22 protein-coding genes are annotated in these 25,790 nt (G+C 62.3%); 17 read left to right on the top strand and 5 right to left on the bottom strand.

Annotation, left to right across the window (positions count from 1 at the left end; all coding sequences use genetic code 11):
• The first annotated feature begins 115 nt into the window (after positions 1–115).
• The 9 genes from GQX66_RS25940 (at position 116) to GQX66_RS25980 (ending at position 9,677) form a co-directional block, all read left to right on the top strand.
• Complete coding sequence (locus GQX66_RS25940) at positions 116–1,039, top strand: LysR substrate-binding domain-containing protein (RefSeq protein ID WP_240871986.1); 924 nt, start codon at positions 116–118, stop codon at positions 1,037–1,039.
• A gap of 377 nt (positions 1,040–1,416) precedes the next feature.
• A complete protein-coding gene (locus GQX66_RS25945) occupies positions 1,417–2,346 on the top strand; it encodes an amidohydrolase family protein (protein WP_007952852.1) in 930 nt (309 codons plus the stop codon).
• A gap of 4 nt (positions 2,347–2,350) precedes the next feature.
• A complete protein-coding gene (locus GQX66_RS25950) occupies positions 2,351–3,256 on the top strand; it encodes an amidohydrolase family protein (protein ID WP_007952854.1) in 906 nt (301 codons plus the stop codon).
• A gap of 146 nt (positions 3,257–3,402) precedes the next feature.
• The gene (locus tag GQX66_RS25955; RefSeq protein ID WP_240871987.1) at positions 3,403–4,788 is read left to right on the top strand and encodes a UbiD family decarboxylase; all 1,386 of its coding nucleotides are present in this window, start codon (positions 3,403–3,405) and stop codon (positions 4,786–4,788) included.
• 11 nt (positions 4,789–4,799) lie between these two features.
• Positions 4,800–5,423, top strand: coding sequence for a UbiX family flavin prenyltransferase (locus GQX66_RS25960; protein WP_129974135.1), 624 nt, complete (start codon positions 4,800–4,802; stop codon positions 5,421–5,423).
• Positions 5,420–6,469 carry a GTP-binding protein gene (locus GQX66_RS25965; RefSeq protein ID WP_102687757.1) on the top strand — a complete coding sequence of 350 codons (1,050 nt, stop codon included), beginning with the start codon at positions 5,420–5,422 and terminating at the stop codon, positions 6,467–6,469. Before GQX66_RS25960 ends, GQX66_RS25965 begins: the two co-directional genes overlap by 4 nt.
• 91 nt (positions 6,470–6,560) lie before the next feature.
• Entirely contained in the window at positions 6,561–7,916 is a 1,356-nt protein-coding gene (locus GQX66_RS25970) for a nucleobase:cation symporter-2 family protein (protein ID WP_085746084.1), read from the top strand.
• 12 nt (positions 7,917–7,928) lie between these two features.
• The gene (locus GQX66_RS25975; RefSeq protein WP_240871988.1) at positions 7,929–9,317 is read left to right on the top strand and encodes an amidohydrolase family protein; all 1,389 of its coding nucleotides are present in this window, start codon (positions 7,929–7,931) and stop codon (positions 9,315–9,317) included.
• Positions 9,318–9,467: 150 nt separating this feature from the next.
• Positions 9,468–9,677 carry a hypothetical protein gene (locus tag GQX66_RS25980; RefSeq protein WP_102687759.1) on the top strand — a complete coding sequence of 70 codons (210 nt, stop codon included), beginning with the start codon at positions 9,468–9,470 and terminating at the stop codon, positions 9,675–9,677.
• A 103-nt stretch (positions 9,678–9,780) separates the two neighbouring features.
• On the opposite strand, the gene GQX66_RS25985 is transcribed toward GQX66_RS25980, so the two are convergent.
• Both GQX66_RS25985 and GQX66_RS25990 read right to left on the bottom strand, forming a co-directional pair.
• The gene (locus GQX66_RS25985; RefSeq protein WP_085746081.1) at positions 9,781–11,064 is read right to left on the bottom strand and encodes a Zn-dependent hydrolase; all 1,284 of its coding nucleotides are present in this window, start codon (positions 11,062–11,064) and stop codon (positions 9,781–9,783) included.
• A gap of 129 nt (positions 11,065–11,193) precedes the next feature.
• The gene (locus GQX66_RS25990) at positions 11,194–12,678 is read right to left on the bottom strand and encodes an NCS1 family nucleobase:cation symporter-1 (RefSeq protein WP_102718265.1); all 1,485 of its coding nucleotides are present in this window, start codon (positions 12,676–12,678) and stop codon (positions 11,194–11,196) included.
• 621 nt (positions 12,679–13,299) lie between these two features.
• Here GQX66_RS25990 and hydA point away from each other — a divergent pair.
• The 3 genes from hydA (at position 13,300) to preA (ending at position 17,568) form a co-directional block, all read left to right on the top strand.
• Complete coding sequence (gene hydA / locus GQX66_RS25995; protein ID WP_240871989.1) at positions 13,300–14,739, top strand: dihydropyrimidinase; 1,440 nt, start codon at positions 13,300–13,302, stop codon at positions 14,737–14,739.
• Positions 14,740–14,925: 186 nt separating this feature from the next.
• Positions 14,926–16,293: an NAD(P)-dependent oxidoreductase gene (locus GQX66_RS26000; RefSeq protein ID WP_240871990.1), complete on the top strand. Its 1,368-nt coding sequence runs from the start codon at positions 14,926–14,928 to the stop codon at positions 16,291–16,293.
• Positions 16,294–17,568: an NAD-dependent dihydropyrimidine dehydrogenase subunit PreA gene (gene preA / locus GQX66_RS26005; protein WP_129974353.1), complete on the top strand. Its 1,275-nt coding sequence runs from the start codon at positions 16,294–16,296 to the stop codon at positions 17,566–17,568. It abuts the gene before it with no gap.
• A 295-nt stretch (positions 17,569–17,863) separates the two neighbouring features.
• Here preA and GQX66_RS26010 read toward each other — a convergent pair whose 3' ends face one another.
• Positions 17,864–18,484, bottom strand: coding sequence for a TetR/AcrR family transcriptional regulator (locus GQX66_RS26010; protein WP_007952885.1), 621 nt, complete (start codon positions 18,482–18,484; stop codon positions 17,864–17,866).
• A 146-nt stretch (positions 18,485–18,630) separates the two neighbouring features.
• Between GQX66_RS26010 and GQX66_RS26015 the strand changes: the two genes are divergently transcribed.
• The 3 genes from GQX66_RS26015 to copD are packed head-to-tail and all read left to right on the top strand — an operon-like array spanning position 18,631 to position 20,336.
• Positions 18,631–19,065: a GNAT family N-acetyltransferase gene (locus tag GQX66_RS26015; protein WP_085648338.1), complete on the top strand. Its 435-nt coding sequence runs from the start codon at positions 18,631–18,633 to the stop codon at positions 19,063–19,065.
• Positions 19,066–19,112: 47 nt separating this feature from the next.
• Positions 19,113–19,475, top strand: coding sequence for a copper homeostasis periplasmic binding protein CopC (gene copC / locus GQX66_RS26020; protein ID WP_240871991.1), 363 nt, complete (start codon positions 19,113–19,115; stop codon positions 19,473–19,475).
• A 3-nt stretch (positions 19,476–19,478) separates the two neighbouring features.
• Positions 19,479–20,336 (top strand): copper homeostasis membrane protein CopD, encoded by an 858-nt coding sequence (gene copD, locus GQX66_RS26025; protein WP_085746075.1) that lies wholly within the window; start codon positions 19,479–19,481, stop codon positions 20,334–20,336.
• A gap of 2 nt (positions 20,337–20,338) precedes the next feature.
• Here copD and GQX66_RS26030 read toward each other — a convergent pair whose 3' ends face one another.
• Both GQX66_RS26030 and GQX66_RS26035 read right to left on the bottom strand, forming a co-directional pair.
• On the bottom strand, positions 20,339–21,481 hold the full coding sequence (locus GQX66_RS26030) for an HlyD family secretion protein (RefSeq protein ID WP_039767224.1): 1,143 nt from the start codon (positions 21,479–21,481) through the stop codon (positions 20,339–20,341).
• Positions 21,478–23,133, bottom strand: a complete 1,656-nt coding sequence (locus GQX66_RS26035) for an MFS transporter (RefSeq protein WP_240871992.1) — start codon at positions 23,131–23,133, stop codon at positions 21,478–21,480. Before GQX66_RS26035 ends, GQX66_RS26030 begins: the two co-directional genes overlap by 4 nt.
• Positions 23,134–23,343: 210 nt before the next feature.
• Between GQX66_RS26035 and GQX66_RS26040 the strand changes: the two genes are divergently transcribed.
• Complete coding sequence (locus GQX66_RS26040; protein ID WP_085746073.1) at positions 23,344–24,294, top strand: polysaccharide deacetylase family protein; 951 nt, start codon at positions 23,344–23,346, stop codon at positions 24,292–24,294.
• A gap of 172 nt (positions 24,295–24,466) precedes the next feature.
• A complete protein-coding gene (locus GQX66_RS26045) occupies positions 24,467–25,762 on the top strand; it encodes an OprD family porin (protein ID WP_240871993.1) in 1,296 nt (431 codons plus the stop codon).
• Positions 25,763–25,790 lie beyond the last annotated feature (28 nt).

The raw sequence follows: 25,790 nt of genomic DNA on the forward strand, positions 1-25,790 counted from the left end.
CAGGCTCCAAAAGAGCGGCCCGTCTTTGTGCGGGCCTGGTGACCGATTATTGGAACCCCCGGCAACGCGCGGCCAGCGACGATTTCTGCCAACCGGTGTAAGCAGGACTAACAACATGTACAAGCGATACCCGTCGGTGCAGTCCATGAGCGCGTTCATTCACGCGGCGCGCAGCGGCAGTTTTTCCAGCGCCGCGCGCAAGCTCGACCTGACCCACAGCGCGATCAGCCAGCAGATCCGCGCCCTGGAAGACTTCATCGGCCAGCCGCTGTTCGTGCGCGAAGGCGGCGGCAGCAACCTGACCGACGCCGGGCAGCTGTTTGCCAGCGTGCTGTCGGATGGCCTGGCGCAGATTGACCGGGCGCTGTCCTCGGTGAAAAACCGCAGCGTGGCCCAGCGACTGACCCTGGATGTGGACAGCGAACTGGCGCAGAGCTGGCTCAATCCGCGCTTGCCGCAGTTGCTCGACGGCTTGCCGGATTACGAAGTGACAATCCTGTCGATGCCGCGCAGTGATCGCAGCACGTTCGAACGGGTGGACCTGTCGCTGCGCTATGGCTATGGCGATTGGGACGATTGCGAAATGACGCAGATCTGCGGGGATCGGGTGTTGGCGGTTGCGTCTCCGGCGTTGCTTGAGCGGCATGGTTTGCAGGTGCCACTGGGCCCGGCGCAGATTCTTGAACTGCCACTGTTGGGGTATACGCGACGGTCGTGGATTCCGTGGCTGGATGCGGCGGGGATGACACCGACCGAACCGCCGGCGCGAGTGATTTTCGATAATGCGGCGAATCTGATTGCGGCGGCTGAAGCGGGTGTTGGTGCGGGGCTGGTGCGTGGATTACTGGCTGCCGATGCGTTGCGCAGCGGGCGGCTGGTGGCGTTGAACGAGGCGCAGATTGCGGCGCATTACAACCTGTATGCGGTGTGGCCGCATGGGCAGGCTGAGCGGGTCGCGCCGGTGGTTGAGATCATCAAACAGTTGGCTCTGAGTACGCTTGAGAATGCTGCCCTCACCCTAGCCCTCTCCCAGAGGTAGAGGGGACCGATCGGGGGATGCTCAAGAAGTCCGCCGACCTGAATCTGCTTTACCGAATCCATAATCGACTGGATCTTTCAGGTCGATGTACAGCGCAAGACACCTCGGTCAGTCCCCTCTCCCTCCGGGAGAGGGCTAGGGTGAGGGCAGGCTTTTGATCTTCCCCTATATCCCAGAAGTATCACCACCCCACCCAATTAATATTGTACGAACCCTCCCCCGCCTTCCAATACTCGCCTCAAGCAACCACCCACCCGGGCCGGATGCGAACAGGCGAGGGAATGCGCGAGTGCTGCGCATAGAAACGGCCGATTGCCCGGGACGTGGATGCTGTGAGCCGCAAGGCTCCCTTCCCCGCTATCAGGAGATCGACTTCAATGATCATCGATATCAGCTGCTATCCCACGGATCTCGTGGACCTCGCCTGGAGGCATGACGGTGACCCGTTCACCGGCGAGCGTCTGCTGGAGATGATGGATGGCCCGTACATGGTCAACGGCAAGCCTCGCCGCATCGACAAAGCCTTCATCCAGCCGCCGCAGGGCAACACCATCTACACCTGGACCGACGGCGAATTGTCGGGCCGCGAATCCATCGACGCCTACATGGCCTACACCCTGAAAATGGTCCAGACCTACCCGGACCGTTTCATCGGCTGCTTCGTCTACAACCCGCGCTGCGGCGTGGAAAACGGCGTCGAGGCGATCGAGCGTTACGTGAAAGAACACGGTTTCAAGATGGTGCAGATGCAGGCCAACATGCACGCCTACCGTCCTGACCGCGCGCTGGACTGGGTCCGTCCGGCCTTCGAGAAATGTGCCGAGCTGGGCATCCCGGTCAAGCTGCACACCGGCGACGGGCCTTACAGCATCCCGTCGGAATGGGTGCCGATGATCAAGGAGTTCCCCAACGTCGATTTCATCATGGCCCACTTCGGTGTGCAGACCGGCGGCGTCTACGTGTTCGAACCGATGCAGTGGGCGATGGAGCTGCCCAACGTCTATTGCGAGTCCGGCTGGTGCCTGCAATCGCGGATCGTCGAGTTCGCCAAGGTCCTGCCGACCCACAAGATCCTGTTCGGCACCGACACCCCGCCGAACGAACCGGGCATGTGGCTGCGCCTGCTCGAAGTGCTCTGCCACGAGCCGCCGCAGGGCCTTAACCTCGACGAGGACACCCTCGAAGACTACCTGGGCAACAACACCGCACGGATGATTGGCCTCGAGCCGTCCCCGCCGCCGCGTTCCGTTTCCGAAGCAGAGGCGCAACTCAAGCGCCCCGTCACCACCCAACTGGCCAGGAGCTGAACCGATGATCATCGACACCCATCTGCACCCCACCAACCTGGTCGACGAGGCCTGGCGCCACACCGGCGAACCGTTCACCGGCGAGCGCATGCTCAAGCTGATGGACGGCCCGTACATGATCAACGGCAAGCCGCGCCGGATCGACATGGGTTTCATCCAGCCGCCACCGGGCAACACCGGTTATCGCGACGGCAACCGCCGTGGCCGCGAGGGCGTGCGTGACTACATGTCCTATGTGGCCGAACTGTGCGTGAAGTACCCGGACCGCTTCATCGGCAACTTCAATTTCAACCCGCGCTGGGGACCGGAAAACGGCGCGGCGGAGCTGGAATTTCACATCAAGGAATACGGCTTCAAGATGCTCAAGCTGCACGCCAACATGCACGGCTATCGCCCGGATCGCGCACTTGACTGGCTGCGCCCGGCGATGAAGGTCTGCGCCAAGTACAACATCGTGGTGCTGATCCACACCGGCGACGGCCCGTACACCATTCCGACGATGTTCTACCCGATCATCCGCGAGTTCCCGATGGTCAATTTCATCATCGGTCACTTCGGCATCCAGACCGGCGGCAACTACTCGTTCGAAGCGTTCTGGATGGCGATGGACACGCCGAACGTGTACTGCGAATCCGGCTGGTGCTTCCAGTCGCGGATCGTCGAGTTCGCCAAGGAGCTGCCGCGCAACAAGATCGTGTTCGGCACCGACTCGCCGCCGAACGAACCGGGCATGTGGCTGCGCGAGCTGGAAGTGTTGTGCTCGCCGGCGCCGCAGGGCCTGGGGATCGACGAGGATCACCTTGAGGATTACCTGGGCAACAACATCGCCCGGTTGTGCGGGATCGAACCGACCCCGCCGCCCAAGGATCTGGCCGAAGCGGACATTCGCCTGACCACGACCTACCTCTAAACAGGGTCTGACCCGGCTTCAACCCAGCCACACAGCGACTTTACAGGCGCGAAGATGATCCGGCGTTCGCTCGACCGGCAGGCCAACGGCTTGTCGATCGAACGCCAGCCTCACCCCTGCGCGCCTGCTTTTTACGAGGTGAAACCATGACCCGTTCGACGCTCGGCGACTCTCAGGATTTTCACGTATTCATCGACGCCTATCGCCGCCAGTACCCGGACGATGTGCTGACCATCACCCAACCCCTTTCTGCCGATCAGGACGTCACCGCCCTGGTCGATGCCCTCGCCGCTCAGGGCCGCGATCCGCTGCTGATCTGCGAAAACGTCGGCAACCTCGGTGTGCCGGTGGCGACCAATCTGTTCGCCTCCCGTCGGCGCATCGCCCGGCTGTTCGGCGTCAGTGCCGCGCAGTTGCACGAAACCTTCCAGACCCGCGCCAACCAGCCGATCGCGCCGCGCTACGTCGAAACCGGCCCAGTGCTCGACGAAGTCTTCGAAGGCGAAACCCTGGACCTGGCGCTACTGCCGATGCTCAAGCATTTCGACAGTGATCGCGGCCCCTACATCACCAACGCGATCATCATCGCCGAGGACCCGCAGACCGGCATCGCCAACATGAGCTACCACCGCTCGATGCGTCACGCCCGTCAGGCCCTGGCTACCAGCCTGCATTCACGCGGGCATCTGTGGCGGATGCTGCAGACCGCCCGCGAACGCGGCGAAGAACTGCGCGTGGCCATGGTCGTCGGCGCGCATCCGCTGTTCATGCTCGCCGCCGCTGCACGCCTGCCCTACGGCAGCGATGAACGCGCAGTGGCCGGCGGGCTGTTCGGTGCGCCGCTGGAACTGGTGAAGACTCCGCGCTACGGCATCGGCGTGCCGGCTTACGCCGAGTTTGTGCTCGAAGGCGCGATAGACCCGACGGCCTATGCCGAAGAAGGTCCGTTCGGCGAATTCAGCGGTTATTCCTCGGATCGCTCGACCAACAACGTGCTGCGCGTCGATACCCTGTTGCGGCGCAAGGACGCGTGGCTGGTGGACGTGATGGGCGGGCGCTACGCCGAGCACCTGACCCTGGCGCGGCTGCCACGCGAAGCGGAGATGAGCGAGAAGCTCAAGGCACGCTTCCCCGCCGTCACCGCCGTGCATTACCCGAACTCCGGCACGCATTTTCATTGCTACGTGGCGCTGGATCAAAGCCGCGACGGCGAGGCCCGGCAGATCATGCTGGCCTTGCTCGGCTGGGATCCGTACCTGAAAACCGTGATCGCGGTGGACAGCGATATCGACCTCACCGACGACAGCCAGGTGCTGTGGGCGCTGGCCACGCATTTCCAGCCGCACCTCGACATATTCACGATTGACGGATTGCCCGGCAGTCCTCTGGATCCGTCGTCCTCGGTCAATGGCACCACATCGCGCATGGGGCTGGATGCCACGCGCGGTTCTGGGTTTGACGGGATCAAGGCACAGCTCGATCAGGACGTGCTCGAACGCGCGCGGCAACTGCTTGAAGGTCTGCCATCGTGAACCACCAGCGGATGGTGGTCGGCATCAGCGGCGCGTCCGGCTTCATCTACGGCGTGCGCCTGCTGGAGTTGCTGGCCGAGCTGAACATCGAAAGCCACTTGATCATCAGCCGCGCCGCGCTGCTGACCATGGCCCACGAAACCGACTACAAACTGGCCGACGTCACCGCCCTCGCCAGCCATTACCACCGCGCCGACGACGTGGCCGCCGGGATCGCCAGCGGTTCGTTCCGCTGCCTGGGCATGGTGGTCGCGCCGTGTTCAATGAGGACGCTGGCGGAGATCGCCACCGGCACCTCATCGGGGCTGATCGGCCGCGCCGCCGACGTCACCCTCAAGGAACGCCGCACCCTGGTGCTGATGGCCCGCGAGACGCCACTGACCCTCGCCCACCTGCGCAACATGACCGCCGTCACCGAGATGGGCGGCATCATCGCCCCGCCGGTCCCGGCCTTCTACGCCCGCCCAGACAGCCTGGCGCAAATGGTCGACCACAGCCTCGGCCGCGTCCTCGACCTGTTCGGCCTCGATGCCGGCACTGCGCTGCGCTGGGGTGAAACTCCGGCCCCCAGCCAAATCCAGCCTCACTCCCCTTCATCGTGCACCGGTCTATCAATACCAAGGAGCCTCACATGAACACCCCCTTCAACGCCCCGACCCCGAACACCAAAATCCCGGTCACCATCCTCACCGGGTTCCTCGGTGCCGGCAAAACCACCCTGCTCAATTACATCCTCAAGGAGAACCACGGCCGCAAGATCGCGGTGATCGAAAACGAGTTCGGCGAAGTCGGCATCGACGGCGATCTGGTGCTCAGTTCCGAGACCGAAGAGATCTACGAAATGGTCAACGGCTGCGTCTGCTGCACCGCCGAAGTCCGCGAGGACCTGGTGCGGATCGTCCGCGAACTGGTGGCGCGTCCGGTGCGGCTCGACCACATCCTGATCGAGACCAGCGGCCTGGCCGACCCGTACCCGGTGGCCCAGAGTTTCTTCATCAACGACCCGATCGCCGAGGAAGTCGAACTCGACGCCATCGTGACCATGGTCGATGCCAAACACATCGCCCAGCATCTGGAAGATTTGCAACTGGACGGCGTCGACAATCAGGCGGTGGATCAGATCGTCTGCGCCGACCGCATCGTCATCAACAAGGTTGATCTGGTCAGTTCCGAAGAGGTGGAAACCCTGCGCGGCAAGATCCGCGGATTGAACGCCACGGCGGATCTGGTGACCTCGACCCACGCACAGATCGACCTGTCGAAGATCCTCGGCATCGGCGCCTTCGAATGCACGCAGAAGCTGATGGAAATCGGCGCGGATCAGCACGATCACGATCACCACGAGCATGACCATCACGCTGAAGAGCCCGATCACGAGCACGACCCGAGCGTGTCCTCAGTGGGCATCGCCGTGGACGGCGCAGTCAACCTGATGGCCTTCCACCGCTGGATCAGCGAGTTGCGCAGTTCCCAAGCCGACAACCTGTACCGCATGAAAGGCGTGCTCGCGGTGGCCAACGAAGACCAGCGCTACGTGCTGCAAGGCGTGCACAGCCTGGTGGAGTTCCGCGCCTCGACCGCGTGGGGCAGCGAGCCTCGCTCGAGCAAGATCGTGTTCATCGGCCGCGACCTGGATCGGGCGGCGCTGAACCAGGGCTTCGCCGCCTGCCTGGCCGGCTGAAACCCGGCATCGGAGCCGGTGGATGGCGGTTCCGGGCACACAGAACGAATACCCCTCTGTACCGAATAACAACAGCTAGAGGTGATTCCCCATGTCGTCAGCCAGTTCCTCCTCCACCGTCCACCCTGTCGACCGCGTCCTGCCGGTGCGACAGATGCTCACCCTCGGCCTGCAACACATGGCCGTCTCGTACATCGGCGCCATCGCCGTGCCGTTGATTGTCGCCAGTGCCCTGAAGATGTCCCACGCCGACACGGTGGTGCTGATCAGCACCACGCTGTTCTGCTCCGGCATCGCCACCCTGTTGCAGACCGTCGGTTTCTGGAAGTTCGGCGTACGCCTGCCGATTCTGCAAGGCGTGGCGTTCAGCAGCGTCGGGCCGGTGATCGCCATCGGCAGCAACCCGGAGGTGGGATTCTCCGGGGTCTGCGGGGCGGTGATCGGTGCGGGGATTTTCACCATGTTGATCGCGCCGTTCGTGGGCCGCTTGCGACGGTTTTTCCCGCCGGTGGTGACTGGCTGCATCGTCACCGTGATCGGCTTGCAGCTGTTTCCGATTGCTTATGAATGGGTCGGCGGCGGGCGCAACGCGAGCAACTTCGGCGCGCCGGCGTTTCTCGCCGTGGCCGTGGTGGTGTTGCTGACCATCCTGCTGGTCAACCGCTATGGCAGCCCGTTGCTGCGCAACATGGCAGTGCTGGTCGGGATGCTGGTGGGCGCCGGTCTGGCTTACGGTCTGGGCATGGGCAACTTTCACAGCGTCGAGGACGCGCCGTGGCTGACCGTGCCCTATCCGTTCTACTTCGGCTTGCCGACCTTCAGTCTGATCCCCATCGCCACCATGGTGGTGGTGATGATCGTGCAGATGGTCGAATCCATGGGGCTGTTCGTGGCCATTGGAGACATTGTCGACAAACCGGTGGAAGACAAACAGGTGATCAACGGCCTGCGCGCCAATGGCCTGGCCAGCACCATCGCCGGGATGTTCGCCGCGTTTCCGTTCATTGCCTTCATGGAGAACGTCGGGCTGGTGATCCTGACCGGCGTGCGCAGCCGCTGGGTGGTGGCGATCAGCGGTCTGTTGATGTGCTCGATTGCGCTGGTGCCGAAGGCCGGGGCGATCATCGCCTCGATGCCGACCGCCGCGCTGGGCGGTGCCGGCATCGCCATGTTCGGCGTGGTTGCAGCGGCCGGGATCCAGACCCTGGCCAAGGTCGATTACGAGCGCAATCGCTACAACGTGCTGATCGTCGGTTTCACCATCGCCGCCGCCCTGGTGCCGGTGCTCGCCCCGACCCTGTTCAAACAACTGCCCGAGTGGTCACAGCCGTTCCTGCACAGCAGCGTGGTCATCGCCTGCCTGGTGTCGGTGCTGCTCAACGCGGCGCTCAACGGCGTCAGCGTGCCAGAAACCACACCCGGCAAATCCGCCTCGCACATCCTCTGACTGGAGCTGCCCATGACTCAACTTCAAAACATCCTGATCAAGCACCCGGTGGCGGTGATGACCGGCCTGCGCGGCCCCCGTGCCCGGGCCGGCGCGGTGGACATCCGCGTGGTCAACGGCCGGATCGCGGAAATGTCCGCCAACCTTGAGCCGCAACCCGGTGAGCGAGTGATCGACGCGCGAAATTCGGTGGTCTACCCGGGCTGGATCAACACCCACCATCACCTGTTCCAGAACCTGCTCAAAGCCGTGCCCGAAGGTTTGAATCAGGACCTGCAAGGCTGGCTGGCCAGCGTGCCCTATCCGCGCCTGAACCGCTTCACCCCGCAACTGGCGCGGATCGCCGCACGGCTGGGGATGGTCGAACTGCTGCTGTCCGGCGTCACCACCTGCGCCGATCACCATTACCTCTACCACGCCCACGGCAGCACCGAGACCGGCGACTTGCTGTTCGACCTCGCCGAGGAATTCGGCCTGCGTTTTGTGCTCTGCCGTGGCGGTGCGCTGGAGTCGGCGAGCGCACACCCAGGCTTCTCGAAAACCGCGCTGCAACCGGAATCCCTGGAGCAAATGGTCGGCGATATCGAACGGCTGAAATCGCGCTACCACCAGGACACCCCGGATGCTCTGCGCCGGGTGGTGGTGGCGCCAACCACGCCGACCTTCTCGCTACCGCCAACGTTGTTGCGCGAACTGGCGCACACCGCCCGAGGCATGGGATTGCGCCTGCACACGCACCTGTCTGAAACCGAAAACTACGTGAACTTCTGCCGCGACAAGTACAACTGCCTGCCGGTGGAATTCGTCGCCGAACACGAATGGCTCGGCCCGGACGTCTGGTTCGCCCACGCCGTGCACCTGCAACCGGGGGAAATCCGCATGCTCGCCCGGACCGGCACCGGCGTCTCCCACTGCCCGGTGAGCAACGCCCGGCTGGGCAGCGGCGTCGCACCGATCCCGCAGATGTATGAGGCCGGCGTGCCGATCTCCCTCGGCGTCGACGGCGTGGCCTCCAACGAATCCGGAAGCATGGTCGGCGAAGCCAACACCGCCTGGCTGATCCACCGCGCCGAACAAGGCGCCTCCGCCACCACCGCCGAAGACGTCATCCACTGGGGCACGGCCGGCGGCGCGCAAGTCCTTGGCCTCGGTGCGGTCGGCACACTGGAAATCGGCCAGGCAGCGGACCTGGTGATCTACAGCCTCGACCATCCACGCTTCTACGGTTTCCACGACAGCGCCGTCGCACCGGTCGTCGCGGGTGAGCCGATTGCCGTGAAATACAGCCTGGTGGGTGGGCGGATCGTCGTCGACAACGGCGTGATTCCGGGGCTGGATATCGAGCGGATGCGGGCCGAGGCCTGGGAGGGTGTGCAGGCGATGATGAAGGTCGACGATTGATGGATGACCGGTGGGAGCGACGGTGCGACGATTCGCCTCGTCGGCTCCCGCCGGCGGCATTAGCGCCCTGCGCTTTTGTCGACTAACGTTAGTACCTCATCGGATTGAGCCCCTGCCGGTTACACCGGGCTCTTGATCAAGGAGAGACTGATGACATCCCGCCGCCTCATCGAACAGACCTATCGCACCTGGTCCAGCCCCATCCTGCTGGAGCTGAAAAAGCGCGAGCACCAGATGGCGCCGGCCGAACGCCAGGCGCTCGAGAATGTGCTGGTGGAAAGGCGATTGCTGGACGTTGGCAACCCGAACGGCAGTGACCGTCGCAAAGGTTCGGCGAACACCAACGAAAGACCCGGGTAGTCGCAAGCCAACGTGCAAAAACTGTGGGAGCAAGCTCGCTCCCACAGGTAAAGCTTTGCCTGGCAATAGAATGTTTTGCCGACCCATCCAGCTCTGTCCGTGTTCACGCCGCGCGTTGCCCCCCGGCCACCGCCGCCGAAGCTGCCAGCATCGCGCGAAGCAACACCGCACACCCGGCCGCCAGATCGTCCGGCGCGGCGTTTTCGATTTCGTTGTGGCTGATGCCGCCTTCGCACGGTACGAAGATCATCCCGGCCGGACCCAGTTCGGCGAGGAAAATCGCGTCGTGGCCGGCGCCGCTGACGATGTCCATGTGCGACAGGCCCAGACCTTTGGCGGCGCCGCGCACGGCTTCGACGCAGCCCTTTTCGAAATACAGCGGCGGGAAGTCGGCGGTCGGGGTCAGTTCATAGGTCAGGCCGTGTTCCTCGCAGGTCGCTTCGATGACTTGCTTGACCTCGGCGATCATCGAGTCGAGGCGTGCCGGTTCCAGGTGGCGGAAGTCGAGGGTCATGCGCACCTCACCCGGAATAACGTTGCGCGAGCCGGGATAGGCTTGCAGGCAACCGACGGTGCCGCAGGCGTGGGGTTGGTGCCCGAGCGCCGCGCGATTGACCGCGCCGACGATCACCGAGGCGCCGACTAGGGCGTCCTTGCGCAGGTGCATCGGGGTCGGACCGGCGTGGGCTTCGACGCCGCGCAGTTTCAGGTCGAACCACTTCTGCCCCAGTGCGCCGAGCACAACACCGATGGTTTTCTGTTCGTCCTCAAGGATCGGGCCTTGCTCGATATGTGCTTCGAAATAGGCGCCGACCTTGTGCCCGCTGACCTTGCGCTGCCCGGCGTAGCCGATGGCGTTCAGCGCTTCGCCGACCGTAACGCCGTCGGCATCGACCTTGGCCAGGGTCTCTTCGAGGGTGAATTTTTCCGCGAACACGCCGGAGCCCATCATGCACGGGGCGAAGCGCGAGCCTTCCTCGTTGGTCCAGACCACCACTTCCAGCGGTGCCTCGGTTTCCACGCCGAGGTCGTTGAGAGTGCGCAACACCTCGACCCCGGCCAGCACGCCGAAGCAGCCGTCGAACTTGCCGCCGGTGGGCTGGGTGTCGATATGGCTGCCGGTCATCACCGGCGGCAGGTTCGGATTACGGCCGGGACGACGGGCGAAGATGTTGCCGACTTCATCGACCGTGACGCTGCAACCGGCGTCCTTGCACCACTGCACGAACAGGTCGCGGGCCTGGCGATCGAGGTCGGTCAGCGCGAGGCGACAGACCCCTCCCTTGACCGTGGCGCCGAGCTTGGCGAGCTCCATGAGCGACGCCCACAAGCGGTCGCGGTTGATGTGCTGATGGGTCGATTGCAGAACGTCTACGGCTGCGTTCATGGGGATCTCCTCAGGCAGTTAGTTCCCACGCTCTGCGTGGGAATTCATCCATGGACGCTCTGCGTCCGCTGTGGGGACGCGGAGCGTCCCGGGCTGTGTTCCCGTGCAGAGCGTGGGAACGATCATCTGCTATACCGGTGTTTTCACGGCAGAAGGCTGCGCACGCATCGCGCACAACCCGTAATAGATCAACCCGCCCAGCGCCGAGCCGGTGAACCAGCCGTAGCTGTAGAACCAGCTGAACGCGCTGCTGCCCAGCGACAGCAGGGTCAGCACCACCGGCACGCCGAAGGCGATGAACCCGGCCCAGTTCCACGCCGGGTACACGTCGTCGCGGTACAGGCCGGCCAGGTCCAGTTGCTGTTTCTTGATCAGGAAATAGTCCACCACCATGATCCCGGCGATCGGCCCGAGCAGGCTGGAATAGCCCAGCAGCCAGTTCGAATACACGGTTTCCAGGCTGACATCGGAGACGATCAGCCCGAGCTTCTTCAACAGCTCATGGCCCATCAGCGCCAAGCCGACGAACCCGGTGAGGATCACCGCTTTGGTGCGGTTGATCACCTTCGGCGCGATGTTCTGGAAGTCGTTGGTTGGCGAAACGATGTTCGCGGCGGTATTAGTCGACAGCGTGGCGATAATGATCAGGGCCATGGCCACCGCGACCCACACCGGGCTCTGGATATGGCCGATCAGCGTCACCGGATCGGAGACGCTGACGCCCACCAGTTTCACCGAAGCGGCGGTCATCACCACGCCCAGTGCGGCGAACAGGAACATGGTCAGCGGCAGGCCGAAAATCTGCCCGAGGATCTGATCCTTCTGGCTGCGGGCATAACGGCTGAAGTCGGGAATGTTCAACGACAGGGTGGCCCAGAAACCGACCATCGCCGTCAGCCCGGCGGCGAAGTAACTGACCACACTCGCGCCCTCGGGACGCTTCGGCGGAATCGCCAGCAGTTCAGTCATCGAAACATTCGGCATGGCCCACACCAGCAACCCGATGCCGACCGCCACCAGCAGCGGTGCCGACAGGGTTTCCAGCCATTTGATCGACTCGGCGCCACGGATCACCACCCACAGGTTCAGCGCCCAGAAGACCATGAAACCGATCACCTCCCCCGTCCCGCCAAGGGATTTCCAGCCCTCGAACACCGAGCCGAGAAACAGGTGAATTGCCAGCCCGCCAAACATGGTCTGGATGCCGAACCAGCCGCACGCCACCAGCGCGCGGATCAGGCACGGCACGTTGGAGCCGAGAATCCCGAACGACGAGCGCAGCAGCACGGGAAACGGAATCCCGTACTTGGTGCCGGGAAACGCGTTGAGCGTGAGGGGAATCAAGACGATGACGTTGGCAAACAGAATCGCCAGCAAGGCCTCGCCGACGCTAAGGCCGAAATACGCGGTGAGGACGCCGCCGAGGGTGTAGGTCGGCACGCAGATCGACATGCCGACCCACAGCGCGGTGATGTGCCATTTGTTCCAGGTTCGTTCGCGCACCTTGGTCGGTGCCATGTCGTGGTTGTAACGGGGACTGTCGAGGACGTCGCTGCCGGCTTCGAGTTCGAACAAGCCGTCGCGCTCGGTCACTTGCGATCTGTTCTGTTGCATGGCCGCTCCACTGTTCTTCTGATTATTTTTTTGCTCATCAGGCGGCTGCACACGCAGGTGCGAGCCGGACGATGGCCGGAGGAACTGACAACTTTCATGCACCGGCCATGGTGTCAGCGGCGGCATCAATAAACGTGCCGGGTGCCCCGCTTTCGCATCGGGCCGTGCTTCTATTTTTTTGTAACCGACTGATGTTTATCAGTTTTAATTATTCACCTGGTGAGGCCGCGAAAACTTGACTGAACACTCAGGCTAAATGCCAGGCAAGTTGTCCGAACTGTCAGGACTCAATCTGGTGCACTGCATTATTTTTCTTCAGAACGCCTCACCCGCAGCTCAACTTCAAGCGGCTGATTTCACATAGGAAATCTTGCTCATATTTCCAACCTGTCAAGTGCGTCAAAATGGTGAAGCGCCTCACCATTTTGGTGATTTTGTATTTTTATCGTTATTTATCAACGATTTAAAACAGTAATAAGCTTATAAAAAATAATCTTGATCAATTGCAGAACTGCGACTAGCGTCTATTCCTGACAGCGCTGACAAGATTACGCATTTGGCGCTGCAAACAATAAAACACTAGAACCGGCACAAGTCGGTCATGCCTGCGAGGAACTCGGAATGTCTCTGTTGATCCGTGGCGCCACCGTTGTTACCCATGATGAAAGTTACCGCGCCGATGTCTATTGCGCTGACGGCGTGATCAAAGCCATTGGTGAAAACCTGGATGTTCCCGCCGGCGCCGAAGTACTCGACGGCAGCGGCCAATACCTGATGCCCGGCGGCATCGATCCGCACACCCACATGCAACTCCCGTTCATGGGCACCGTGGCCAGCGAAGATTTCTACAGCGGCACCGCCGCAGGCCTGGCCGGCGGCACCACCTCGATCATCGATTTCGTGATTCCCAATCCGCAGCAGTCGCTGCTCGAAGCGTTTCACCAGTGGCGCGGCTGGGCGGAAAAGTCCGCCTCCGACTACGGCTTCCACGTCGCGATCACTTGGTGGAGCGAGCAGGTGCGGGAGGAAATGGCCGAGCTGGTCAGCCATCACGGGATCAACAGCTTCAAGCATTTCATGGCCTACAAGAACGCGATCATGGCCGCCGACGACACGCTGGTGGCGAGCTTCGAGCGCTGCCTGGAACTGGGCGCGGTGCCGACCGTGCATGCGGAAAACGGCGAGCTGGTCTATCACCTGCAACGCAAGTTGATGGCCCAGGGCATCACCGGGCCGGAAGCGCATCCGCTGTCTCGGCCCTCACAAGTTGAAGGCGAAGCCGCGAGCCGGGCGATCCGCATCGCTGAAACCATCGGAACCCCGCTGTACCTGGTGCACGTCTCGACCAAGGAGGCCCTCGACGAAATCACCTATGCCCGCAGCAAGGGCCAACCGGTCTACGGCGAAGTGCTGGCCGGGCATCTGCTGCTGGACGACAGTGTCTATCAGCACCCGGACTGGCAGACCGCCGCCGGTTACGTGATGAGCCCGCCGTTCCGCCCGCGCGGGCATCAGGACGCGCTGTGGCATGGTTTGCAAAGCGGCAATCTGCACACCACCGCCACCGACCATTGCTGCTTCTGCGCCGAGCAGAAAGCCGCCGGCCGCGACGATTTCAGCAAGATCCCCAACGGCACCGCCGGCATCGAAGACCGCATGGCGGTGTTGTGGGATGAAGGGGTGAACTCGGGACGGTTGTCGATGCAGGACTTCGTCGCTCTCACCTCCACCAACACCGCGAAGATCTTCAACCTCTACCCGCGCAAAGGCGCGATCCGCGTCGGCGCCGATGCCGACCTGGTGCTGTGGGACCCGCAAGGCACCCGCACCATCTCCGCCAAGACCCACCATCAGCAGGTGGATTTCAACATCTTCGAAGGCAAGACCGTGACCGGTGTGCCGAGCCATACCGTCAGCCAGGGCCGGGTGGTCTGGGCCGACGGTGAACTGCGCGCCGAGCGTGGGGCGGGCCGGTATATCGAACGGCCGGCGTATCCGGCGGTGTTTGATTTGCTGAGCAAGCGGGCTGAGTTGCACAGGCCTGTGGCCGTCAAGCGCTGATTCCCTGATTGCCGATGATCGTTCCCACGCTCTGCGTGGGAATGCCTCAAGGGACGCTCTGCGTCCAGTGACGCGGAGCGTCAAGGGCTGCATTCCCACGCGGAGCGTGGGAACGATCAAACACAACACAAAAAACCACTGCCCGACAGAGGCAGAAAACCTCAAATAACCGTGAGGCAAAAAACCGTGATCGAGACCCTGAACCATCTCCCGCACCCGCACGAAAGTGCGGCCGCCCTCGCCGGCCACTTCACCGATCTGGCGCCGCCGCTCAACGACCGTCAGGCGCATCTGGAAGCCTCGCGCTGCCTGTATTGCTACGACGCGCCGTGCGTGAATGCGTGCCCGAGTGAGATCGACATTCCGTCGTTCATCCGCAATATCCATCAGGACAACGTGACAGGCGCCGCGCAGAAAATCCTTTCGGCAAACATCCTCGGCGGCAGTTGCGCGCGGGTCTGTCCGACCGAGATCCTCTGCCAGCAAGCCTGCGTGCGCAACAACGCCCACGAATGCGCGCCTGTGCTGATCGGCCTGCTGCAACGCTATGCCGTGGACAACGCGCACTTCACCGAGCACCCGTTCCAGCGCGCCGCCGCCACCGGTAAACGCATCGCCGTGGTTGGTGCCGGCCCGGCGGGTTTGTCCTGCGCGCATCGCAGCGCCATGCATGGTCACGACGTGGTGATTTTCGAGGCACGGGAAAAGGCTGGCGGGCTCAACGAATACGGAATCGCCAAGTACAAACTGGTCGACGACTACGCGCAGAAGGAACTGGATTTCCTCCTGCAGATCGGCGGCATCGAAATCCGCCACGGCCAGAAACTCGGTGAGAATCTGACCCTCAGCGAATTGCACCAACAGTTCGACGCGGTGTTCCTCGGTCTAGGCCTGAACGCTAGCAAGCAACTCGGCCTGGCCCACGAAGACGCCCCCGGCCTGCTCGCCGCCACTGACTACATCCGCGAATTGCGCCAGGCCGATGACCTGTCGCAACTGCCGCTGGCCGAACGTTGCATCGTCCTCGGCGCCGGTAACACCGCCATCGACATGGCCGTGCAAATGGCCCGCCTCGGCGCCCGCGACGTCAATCTGGTCTATCGCCGTGGCGCGGCGGACATGGGCGCCACCGGCCATGAACAAGACATCGCCAAGGCCAATCAGGTGCGACTGCTGACCTGGGCGCAACCGGACGAAGTGCTGCTCGACGCGCAAGGCAAGGTGCGCGGCATGCGTTTCGCCCGCACCCATCTGGTGGATGGTCGCCTGCAAACCACTGGCGAGACGTTCGAACTGGCCGCCGATGCGATCTTCAAAGCCATCGGTCAGGCCTTCGACGGCAGCGCCCTCGCCGACCCGCTGGCCCGCGAACTCAAGCGTCAGGGCGAACGCATCCAGGTCGATGAAAACCTGCGCACCAGTATCCCCGGCGTGTACGCAGGCGGCGACTGCACCAGCCTCGATCAGGACCTGACCGTGCAAGCGGTGCAACACGGCAAGCGCGCCGCTGAGGCGATCAACGCTCAACTGATGCTTAATGTGGAGGCTGCGTAAATGGCCGATCTCTCGATTGTCTTCGCCGGTATCAAAGCCCCCAATCCGTTCTGGCTGGCCTCCGCGCCGCCGACCGACAAGGCCTACAACGTGGTGCGCGCCTTCGAGGCCGGCTGGGGCGGCGTGGTCTGGAAAACCCTGGGTGAAGACCCGGCGGCGGTCAACGTGTCGTCGCGTTATTCGGCGCACTACGGCGCCAACCGCGAAGTGCTGGGCATCAACAACATCGAACTGATCACCGACCGTTCGCTGGAAATCAACCTGCGGGAAATCACCCAGGTGAAGAAGGACTGGCCGGATCGCGCGCTGATCGTGTCGCTGATGGTGCCGTGCGTCGAAGAGTCGTGGAAACACATCCTGCCACTGGTGGAAGCCACCGGCGCTGACGGCATCGAGCTGAACTTCGGCTGCCCCCACGGCATGCCCGAGCGCGGCATGGGCGCGGCGGTCGGTCAGGTGCCGGAGTATGTCGAGCAGGTTACGCGCTGGTGCAAGACCTATTGCTCGCTGCCGGTGATCGTCAAACTCACACCGAACATCACCGACATCCGCGTCGCCGCCCGCGCCGCGCATCGGGGCGGCGCCGATGCAGTGTCGCTGATCAACACCATCAACTCGATCACCAGCGTCGACCTCGAACACATGGTCGCCCTGCCCACCGTCGGCAGCAAAAGTACCCACGGCGGTTATTGCGGCTCGGCAGTGAAGCCGATCGCGCTGAACATGGTCGCGGAAATCGCCCGTGATCCGCAGACCCAGGGCCTGCCGATCTGCGGCATTGGCGGCATTGGCAGCTGGCGTGACGCGGCGGAGTTCATCGCCTTGGGCAGCGGCGCGGTGCAAGTGTGCACAGCGGCGATGCTGCACGGTTTCCGGATTGTCGATGAAATGAAGGATGGCTTGTCGCGGTGGATGGACAGCCAGGGTTACGCCAGCATTGCCGAGTTTTCCGGGCGCGCGGTGGGCAATACCACGGACTGGAAGTACCTGGACATCAATTATCAGGTGATTGCGAAGATCGACCAGGAGGCGTGCATTGGTTGCGGGCGTTGCCACATTGCCTGCGAGGACACTTCACACCAGGCCATCAGCAGCCTGAAACAGGCCGATGGCACGCACACATATGAAGTGATCGATGATGAGTGTGTGGGGTGCAATCTGTGCCAGATCACCTGCCCGGTGGCGGATTGCATCGAGATGGTGCCGATGGAGACGGGCAAGCCGTTTCTGGACTGGAATCATGATCCGAGGAATCCGTATCACGTTGCTGTCTAGATTGCCTGCTGATCCAGAAGTCCCCTCACCCTAACCCTCTCCCCGAGGGAGAGGGGACTGATTGGGGGATACTGACGAACTGCACCGACGTGAGAGTTTTGCGTTGAATCCATAACCGAAACAGATAGAACTACGCTGTGAATCCATAACCGAAACGGCCGGAACAAGGCTTTGAAACCATAATCAACTCGCTGGTTCAGGTCGATGTAACCCGCAAGACACCTCGGTCGGCTCCCTCTCCCTCCGGGCGGTCCGACGTTTCGGGAGGGCTGGGGTGAGGGCCAGCTTTTGACTTTCAAGGTTCTAATCCAATCCCCCGCAAGATCACGCTGGTCACCGTCTGCACCGCCCGCTCGAACTGCATGTCCGACAGCGGCTGATGCTCATTCAAAATATTCACCTGATGATCAAAGTCCGCATAGTGCTGCGTCGACGCCCAGATCATGTACAGCAGGCTAGAAGGCTCCACCGGCAGAATCCGCTTGTCCTCCACCCACTGCCGGATCTTCGCCTCCTTCATCTTCGCCCAGTCATACAGGCTCACATCCAGCGCCTCGCCGAGGGTCGGGGCGCCGTGGATGATTTCGTTGGCCCAGACTTTCGACCCGTAAGGCCGGCTGCGCGAGTGGTTCATCTTGGCGCGGATGTAGCTGCTGAGCACCACGCGCGGATCGTCGAACATCTCGAAGCACAGCGCGTCCTGCTTCCACACTTCCAGCAGGTCGAACAGCACTGCGCTGTACAGTTCGCTCTTGGTCGAAAAGTAGTAATGCAGGTTGGATCGCGGCAGCTGCACTTCAGCCGCGATGTCCGCCATGGCGGTGCCGCCGAAACCTTTTTCGGCGAAGACTTTTTCCGCCGCCAGCAGGATCTTGTCGACGTTGGTGCGGCGGATTTCGATCTTGTGATTGCCCATGAGGGCTCCCTGAAGACAACGTTGTTGAAGACTAGCATCCGCTCTGGGCAAGGGGCGACAGCCGAGAACGATTCTTCACACACTTGGGCTTTTTTCTGGTTTAGGATCGCCCTCCTTCTCCCCGTCAGACACTGAAGGATCTGTCCATGACCATTCGAAAGCGCATCGCTGCGGATGATCCGCAGCTCGCCGCACTGTGGGAGCGCTCGGTCCGCGCCACTCACGACTTCCTCCCGGAAGACGATATCCATCGGCTGTTCCCGCTGGTGCGTGACACCTACCTGCCCGCGCTGGATGTGCAGGTTTTCGAGAACCCCGATCACTCCCCGGCAGGCTTCATCGCTACCGACGACGACACCGTGCAGATGCTGTTCATCGACCCGGCTCAGCGTGGCCAAGGTATCGGCCGACGCCTGCTCGACCACGTCCGGCGCCCGTTGCTGAAGGTCGACGTCAACGAACAGAACCCGCAAGCCCACGGCTTCTATCGGCACTACGGATTCGAAGACATCGGCCGCTCGGCACTCGACGGCGAAGGCCGGCCCTTTCCGGTCATTCACATGCGCCTGAAAGCCCTGTGATCCAGGTTCTATACTCAGCCCGCCATTTCACTGAAAGGAATCTTTCCATGTCGATGAAAAACCTGTTCACCACTGGCGCGCTGCTGGCCTCGCTGATCGTCACTTCCCAGGCCTTCGCCCACGCCCATCTGGAAAGCCAGACCCCGGCCGCCGACAGCACCGTCGCGGCACCGGCGGATCTGCGCCTGGTGTTTTCCGAAGGCGTCGAAGCCAGCTTCACCAAAGTTACCGTGACCCACGACGGCAAGCCGGTGAAAGTCAAACCGCTGACCACCGAAGGTGACAAGAAAACCCTGATCGTCACCCCCGAAGCACCACTGACCGCTGGCGAGTACAAGGTCGAATGGCATGCGGTGTCGGTCGACACGCACAAAAGCGAAGGCGCCTATCAGTTCAAGGTTGGCCAGTAATTCATGAGTGAAGCGCTGGTGCTGTGCCGGTTCCTGCATTTCATCGTGGTGTTGATGCTGTTCGGGGCCTGGCTGTTCCGGCCGCTGCTGCTCAAGGGTGAAGCGCCGGCACTGGATCGGCAGTTGGCGCGACTGGCTCGCTGGCTGGTGGCGATTGCCCTGCTCAGCGGCGTCATCTGGGCGTTGTTGATTACTGCAAGCATGGCCGGTTCGGCGGCTGCCGCTTTTGATCCGGCCACCGTCGAGCTGGTTCTCGGTCATACGTTTTTCGGTCAGGTCTGGCGCTGGCATCTGTTGATCAATGCGCTGTTGCTGGCGTTGCTGTTTACGCCGTGGCGTTCGAACCGGCCATTGCGGCTGGGCCTGAGCGCGCTGCTGCTGATGACGCTGGCACCGGTCGGACACGGGGCGATGCTCGATGGCTTCAGCGGGCAAATGCTGATCCTCAATCAAGTCATTCACCTGACGTGTGTCGGCGCCTGGCTCGGCGGGCTGCTGATGCTGGTGATGATCCTGCGCCAACCTGACAAAGACATGCGCGAAATCTTGCAGCGTTTCAGCGGACTCGGTTACGCACTGGTCGCCGGCCTGCTGATCACCGGGCTGATCAACGTGCGCGTGCTCACCGGCCAATGGTGGCCGACACCGCTGTTCTCGGGATTCGCCCTGATACTGCTGATCAAGGCGCTGCTGGTGTCCGGCATGCTTGCACTGGCGCTGTTCAATCGCGTGCGGATCAACGATTGTGAACAACGGCTCGACACCCTCAAGCACAGCGTCATGCTCGAATGGCTGCTGGGGATCGGCGCCGTGGCGGCGGTGTCCGTGCTCGGCACCCTGCCGCCAATGATCGCCGCCTGAGGTCAGTGTTTCTGGGTGTCGCCCGCCGCCGTATCAATGCTGACCACCACCGACATCCCCGGCCGCAAACGCTCGCTCTCCTGCTGATCTGGATCGATGGTGATGCGCACCGGCACCCGCTGGGCGATTTTCACGAAGTTGCCGGTGGCGTTGTCGGCCTGCAACAACGCGAATTCGGAACCGGTGCCCGGCGAGATGTGCTGCACGTGGCCGGTGAATTTGCGGTGGTTCAAGGCATCGACGGTGAAGCTCGCCGGTTGCCCGACGCGCACATTGTCCATCTGGGTTTCCTTGAGGTTGGCGATCACCCATTTCTGGTTCGGCACCAGCGCCATCAACTGCGCCCCGGAGTTGACGTAGGCGCCGAGGCGCACGCCAATCTGCCCCAACTGACCGTCACGTGGAGCAATGATCCGAGTGTTGGACAAGTCGATCCGCGCCAGCTGCACCGCCGCCTCGGCGCTGGCCACCGCCGCTTCCAGAGAGCCGCGATTGACGATCACCGTTTGCAGATCCTGCCGGGCGATTTCCAGATTGGCCTTGGCCTGCGCCACCGCCGCAATGCTTTGGGCGTTGGCGGCCAGCGCCACGTCCATCTCGCGCTTGGACACGGAGCCGTCATTGACCAGCGCTTTGTTGCGTCGCAGATCCGCCTCGCTTTTGCGTAGCTGCGCTTCGCTGTCGGCCACCACCGCCTGACGTAACTTGATCGTCGCCTCGGCGCTGTTGCGCTGCTGCACCACGTTGGCCAGTGAAGCTTTCTGCACCGCCAGTTGTGCCAGCGACTGGTCGAGACGTTGCTGATAGATACGATCATCAAGACGCACCAGCAAATCCCCTTCCTTCACAAACTGGAAATCCTGCACCGGCACTTCAAACACATAACCGCTGAGCTGCGGACCGATGATCGTCACCTGCCCGCGCACCAAGGCGTTTTCGGTGGTCTCAACTGCGCTGCTGAACGGCGGTAGCTGCCAGGCGTAAAGCACGATCAGCACACCGACGATAGCAATCGCGGCAAACCCCAGCGATGAGATGATCCGCACCCGCAACGAGCGCGGCTCGGTGTTCGGTGATGACGGCGGCGCCACACCTTCAGGGGTGGCGGCGATGGCATTGGTGGTCGTGGTAGTCGGTTCGGTCATGAAGAAGTGGAACCGCTGGAAGGTACGGAAGGTGTCGGGGCGACGGCTTTGGTGGTGCTGATCAGCCACAGCGCACGGATGGAAATCCAGATCATGGTCAGGATCGCGATCACCGCGATCAGCATGAACACATCGTTATAGGCCAGTACGTTGGCTTCGCGGGTAGCGGCGTTGGCCAGGCTGCGAATGCCCTGCAGATTGCGCAGACTCGGGTCGGCAATCACGGAACCGACCGCCGACCCGCCGCTCTGCACCCGGGCGGCGACGCGGGGATCAGACATCACCAGTTGCTCGACGATGTGGCTGGAATGAAACTTCTCGCGCACGATCTGGAACGTCCCCAGCAACGCCGCGCCGATCAGACCGCCGAGGTTGTTGCAGATCCCGAACAACACCGAAAAACTCACGAGGTTGCGCGGGTTGGTCAGCACGTTGCGCGTGCCCAGCACCATGGTCGGGCCGAGGAAAAAGGTACTGCCGAACGCCAGCAGGAACTGGCTGAAATACAGGTTGCCGGGGCGGGTCAGGTTGTTCGATGAGCTGTCCATGATCGAGCCGGTGGCCATCAACGCCAGCGAAATGATCAGCGGCATCAACAGGTGTTTCGGGTCGATGGTCAGCGCACTGGTCAGCAGCCCGGCGACGCTGCCGATCAGCATCACCACATACAGGCTATGAAGCTGCTGGCTGCTCATGTTCAGGTTCTGCATGAAGCCCACGGCGCCAGTGGATTGCTCCGAGGTCACCATGCGAATCAGGATCACCGCCAGCGCCAGGCGGATCATCACCCCGCTGCCGAGCCAGCGGGTCATCAGCATCGGGTTGCTGCGGTTATGTTCGATGGCCAGCCCCGCGAGAATCAGCGCAATCGACGCGGCCAGGGCGATACCGATCCAGTCGGCTTCCAGCCACCAGTCGATCCGCCCCAAGGACAACACCGCGCACAACAGCGCGACGCCGCTGGCGAGGATCGCGAAGGTCAGGAAGTCGAGCGGTTCGAAGGTCTTGAACCGGTCACCCGGCGGAAGTTTGAGCATCAGGACGCAGCCCAGCGACAGCAACGCCATGCCCAACTCAAACAGGTACAGGCCGCGCCATTCGGCGATCTGCAGCAGGTCTTCGGAAAACAGTCGCGCCAGCGGCAAGGCCAGCTGTGAAGTGCCGAGGCCCAGCACCAGCGCCTTCATCCGCCATTTGGCCGGGAACGCCTGCACCATGTAATACAGGCCCAGCGAGCTCAACGCCGCGCCGACCATGCCGTGGGCCGCACGCACGGCAATCGCCGAATTCAGGTCATTGACGAACAGATGGCCGAAGGTCACCAGCGCATACAGCACCAGAAACACCTCGGTGAACGCGCGCAAGCCGAACTGCTGGCGAAACTTCACCAGCAGCAGGTTCATCGACACGTTGGTCATCACGTACGCCGCCGGTAGCCAGGCCATCTCCGCCGTGGTCGCCCCGAGCGCGCCTTGCAGGTAAGGCAGGTTGGCGACCACCAGCGCATTACCCAGCCCACCGGTCACCGCCACAAGCACGCCCACCAGCGCATAAGCCAGGCGCTTGGGGTTGGAATGCAGCGGCGTCGAGGGGGAACCGGGCAGACTGGGCTTCTCGTGCGGCTGCCAGTTGCGCGGGGCGTATTGGTTCATTGATTGGCCTTATACGGTGATGGCTTGAGTTTGCCGCAAAACTGCAGCCAAACACATATCCCTGTGGGAGCGAGCCTGCTCGCTCCCACCAGAAATTCGTGCATCGCAATTCGTAAATTTTGTTTAAAAGTCATCTCGCCCGCAGCGGATTTTTCCCGGGCCTGGCGAATGCCAACCTTGCTTCACTTCTCAACCTGCAAGGTGCCCGATATGACCACTCCCCGCTGGCAACGCTCCCCGCGTCTGCTGAAAAACCTGCTGGCCGCCACGCTGTTGCTGCCCGCCCTCGCCTTTGCCCAAGAACGCCCGTGGCCGGACGGCTCGCAACTGGTGATTTCGGTGTCGATGCAATTCGAAACCGGCGGCCAGCCCGAAGGCGCTGAAAGCCCGTTCTCCGGCACACCGCTGCCAAAAGGCTACCCGGACCTGCCGGCACAGACCTGGTTTGATTACGGCTACAAGGAAGGCCTGTGGCGCATGCTCGATCTGTGGGATCGCACCGGCATCAAAGTGACCTCCCACGTGGTCGGCGAAGCGGCGCTCAAGCACCCGGAACTGGCCAAGGCGATTGCCGAGCGCGGTCATGAACTGGCGGCCCACGGCATGCGCTGGGCCGACTCGTACAACATGAATTACGCCCAGGAAAAACAGTTCATCGGCGACGGCGTCGCAGCGGTGGAGAAAATCACCGGCCAGCGCTCGGTCGGCTACAACGCCAACTGGCTGCGCCGCAGCCCCAATACGCTGAAGGTGCTGCAGGATCTGAACTTCACCTATCACATCGACGACGTCAGCCGCGACGAGCCGTTCGTGACCATGGTCCGTGGGCGCAAATTCGCCGTGGTGCCGTACACCCTACGCAACAACGACATCGTGCTGATCGAGGGCCGTCACTACTCCGCCGAGCAGTTCTATCAGCAACTGGTGCTGGAATTTGATCGCCTCTACGCCGAAGGCGCGAGCAAGCGGCGGATGATGTCGGTGAGCCTGCACGACCGTATTGGCGGCACGCCCGCGATGGTCGAGGCCATGGAGCGTTTTATCCGGTACGCCCAGTCGCATCCGAAGGTGAGTTTCATGCGCAAGGATCAGATCGCACAAATCGTGCTGACCGAAAAAAATCCACTGATCGATAACACGGAGGCGCTCTACAACCAATAAAAGCGGCCCGAAGCAGCCTTCCTCACAGCATTTGGAGGGCTGCTCGCTCACGGGAAGTCATCGTACGACGCCCTGTTGACTTTTCCGGAAAACCTCGCAAATATCCGCAACCATGTTGTACGACGACGTATAACAAATAATAAAAACAACAAATGAAACAGGGAGCGTCACAGTGAGCACATTCGTCTGCAATTCCGTCCGCACGTCCCGTTTTTCTACCCCCCGCCCGCGTTCCACCCTGAGCCTGATCGGCTGCGGCAGCCTCGCCCTGGTTTTGCCAATGAGCGCAGACGCCGAGGGCTTCATCGAAGACAGCAAAGCCACCCTGAACCTGCGTAACGCCTACTTCAATCGCAACTTCGTCAACCCGAACTATCCGCAGGGCAAGGCTGAAGAATGGACGCAGAACTTCATCCTCGACGCCAAATCCGGTTTCACCCAAGGCACTGTCGGCTTCGGCCTGGACGTACTGGGGCTGTACTCGCAGAAGCTCGATGGCGGCAAAGGCACGGGCGGTACGCAGCTGCTGCCGATCCACGATGGCGGGCGCCCGGCGGACAATTTCGGGCGCCTGGGCGTGGCGCTCAAAGCCAAGGTGTCGAAGACCGAATTGAAGGTCGGCGAATGGATGCCGGTGTTGCCCATCCTGCGCTCGGATGATGGCCGCTCCCTGCCCCAGACGTTTCGCGGCGGCCAGATCACCTCTACCGAAATCAATGGTTTGACCCTTTACGGTGGCCAGTTCCGTGGCAACAGCCCGCGCAACGATGCCAGCATGGAAGACATGTCGATGAACGGCCGCGGCGCATTCACGTCCGACCGCTTCAACTTCGGTGGCGGCGAATACACCTTCAACGACAAACGCACCCTTGTCGGTGTGTGGTACGCCGAACTCAGCGACATCTACCAGCAGCAGTACTTCAACCTCAGCCACAGCCAGCCGCTGGGCGACTGGACACTGGGCGCCAACCTCGGATTCTTCACCGGCAAGGAAGACGGCAGCGCCCAGGCCGGCGACCTCGACAACAAAACCGCTTTCGCCATGCTCTCGGCCCGGTACGGCGGCAACACGTTCTACATCGGCTTGCAAAAGCTCAGCGGCGACGATGCCTGGATGCGCGTCAACGGCACCAGCGGCGGCACCCTGGCCAACGACAGCTACAACGCCAGTTACGACAACGCGCAGGAGCGTTCCTGGCAGATCCGCCACGACTACAACTTCGTAGTCCTCGGCGTCCCCGGGCTGACGCTGATGAACCGCTACATCAGCGGCGACAACGTGCACACCGGCACCATCACCGATGGCAAGGAATGGGGTCGCGAATCGGAACTGGCCTACACCGTGCAGAGCGGCCCGCTGAAGAACCTCAACGTCAAATGGCGCAACGCGACGATTCGCCGGGACTTCAGCACCAATGAATTCGACGAGAACCGGATCTTCATCAGTTACCCGATTTCCTTGCTGTAGACCCGAACATGGCATGAGCGGAAGGTGA

The sequence above is a fragment of the Pseudomonas sp. B707 genome (assembly GCF_022496685.1).
GTDB classification, from domain to species: Bacteria; Pseudomonadota; Gammaproteobacteria; order Pseudomonadales; family Pseudomonadaceae; genus Aquipseudomonas; species Aquipseudomonas paraglycinae.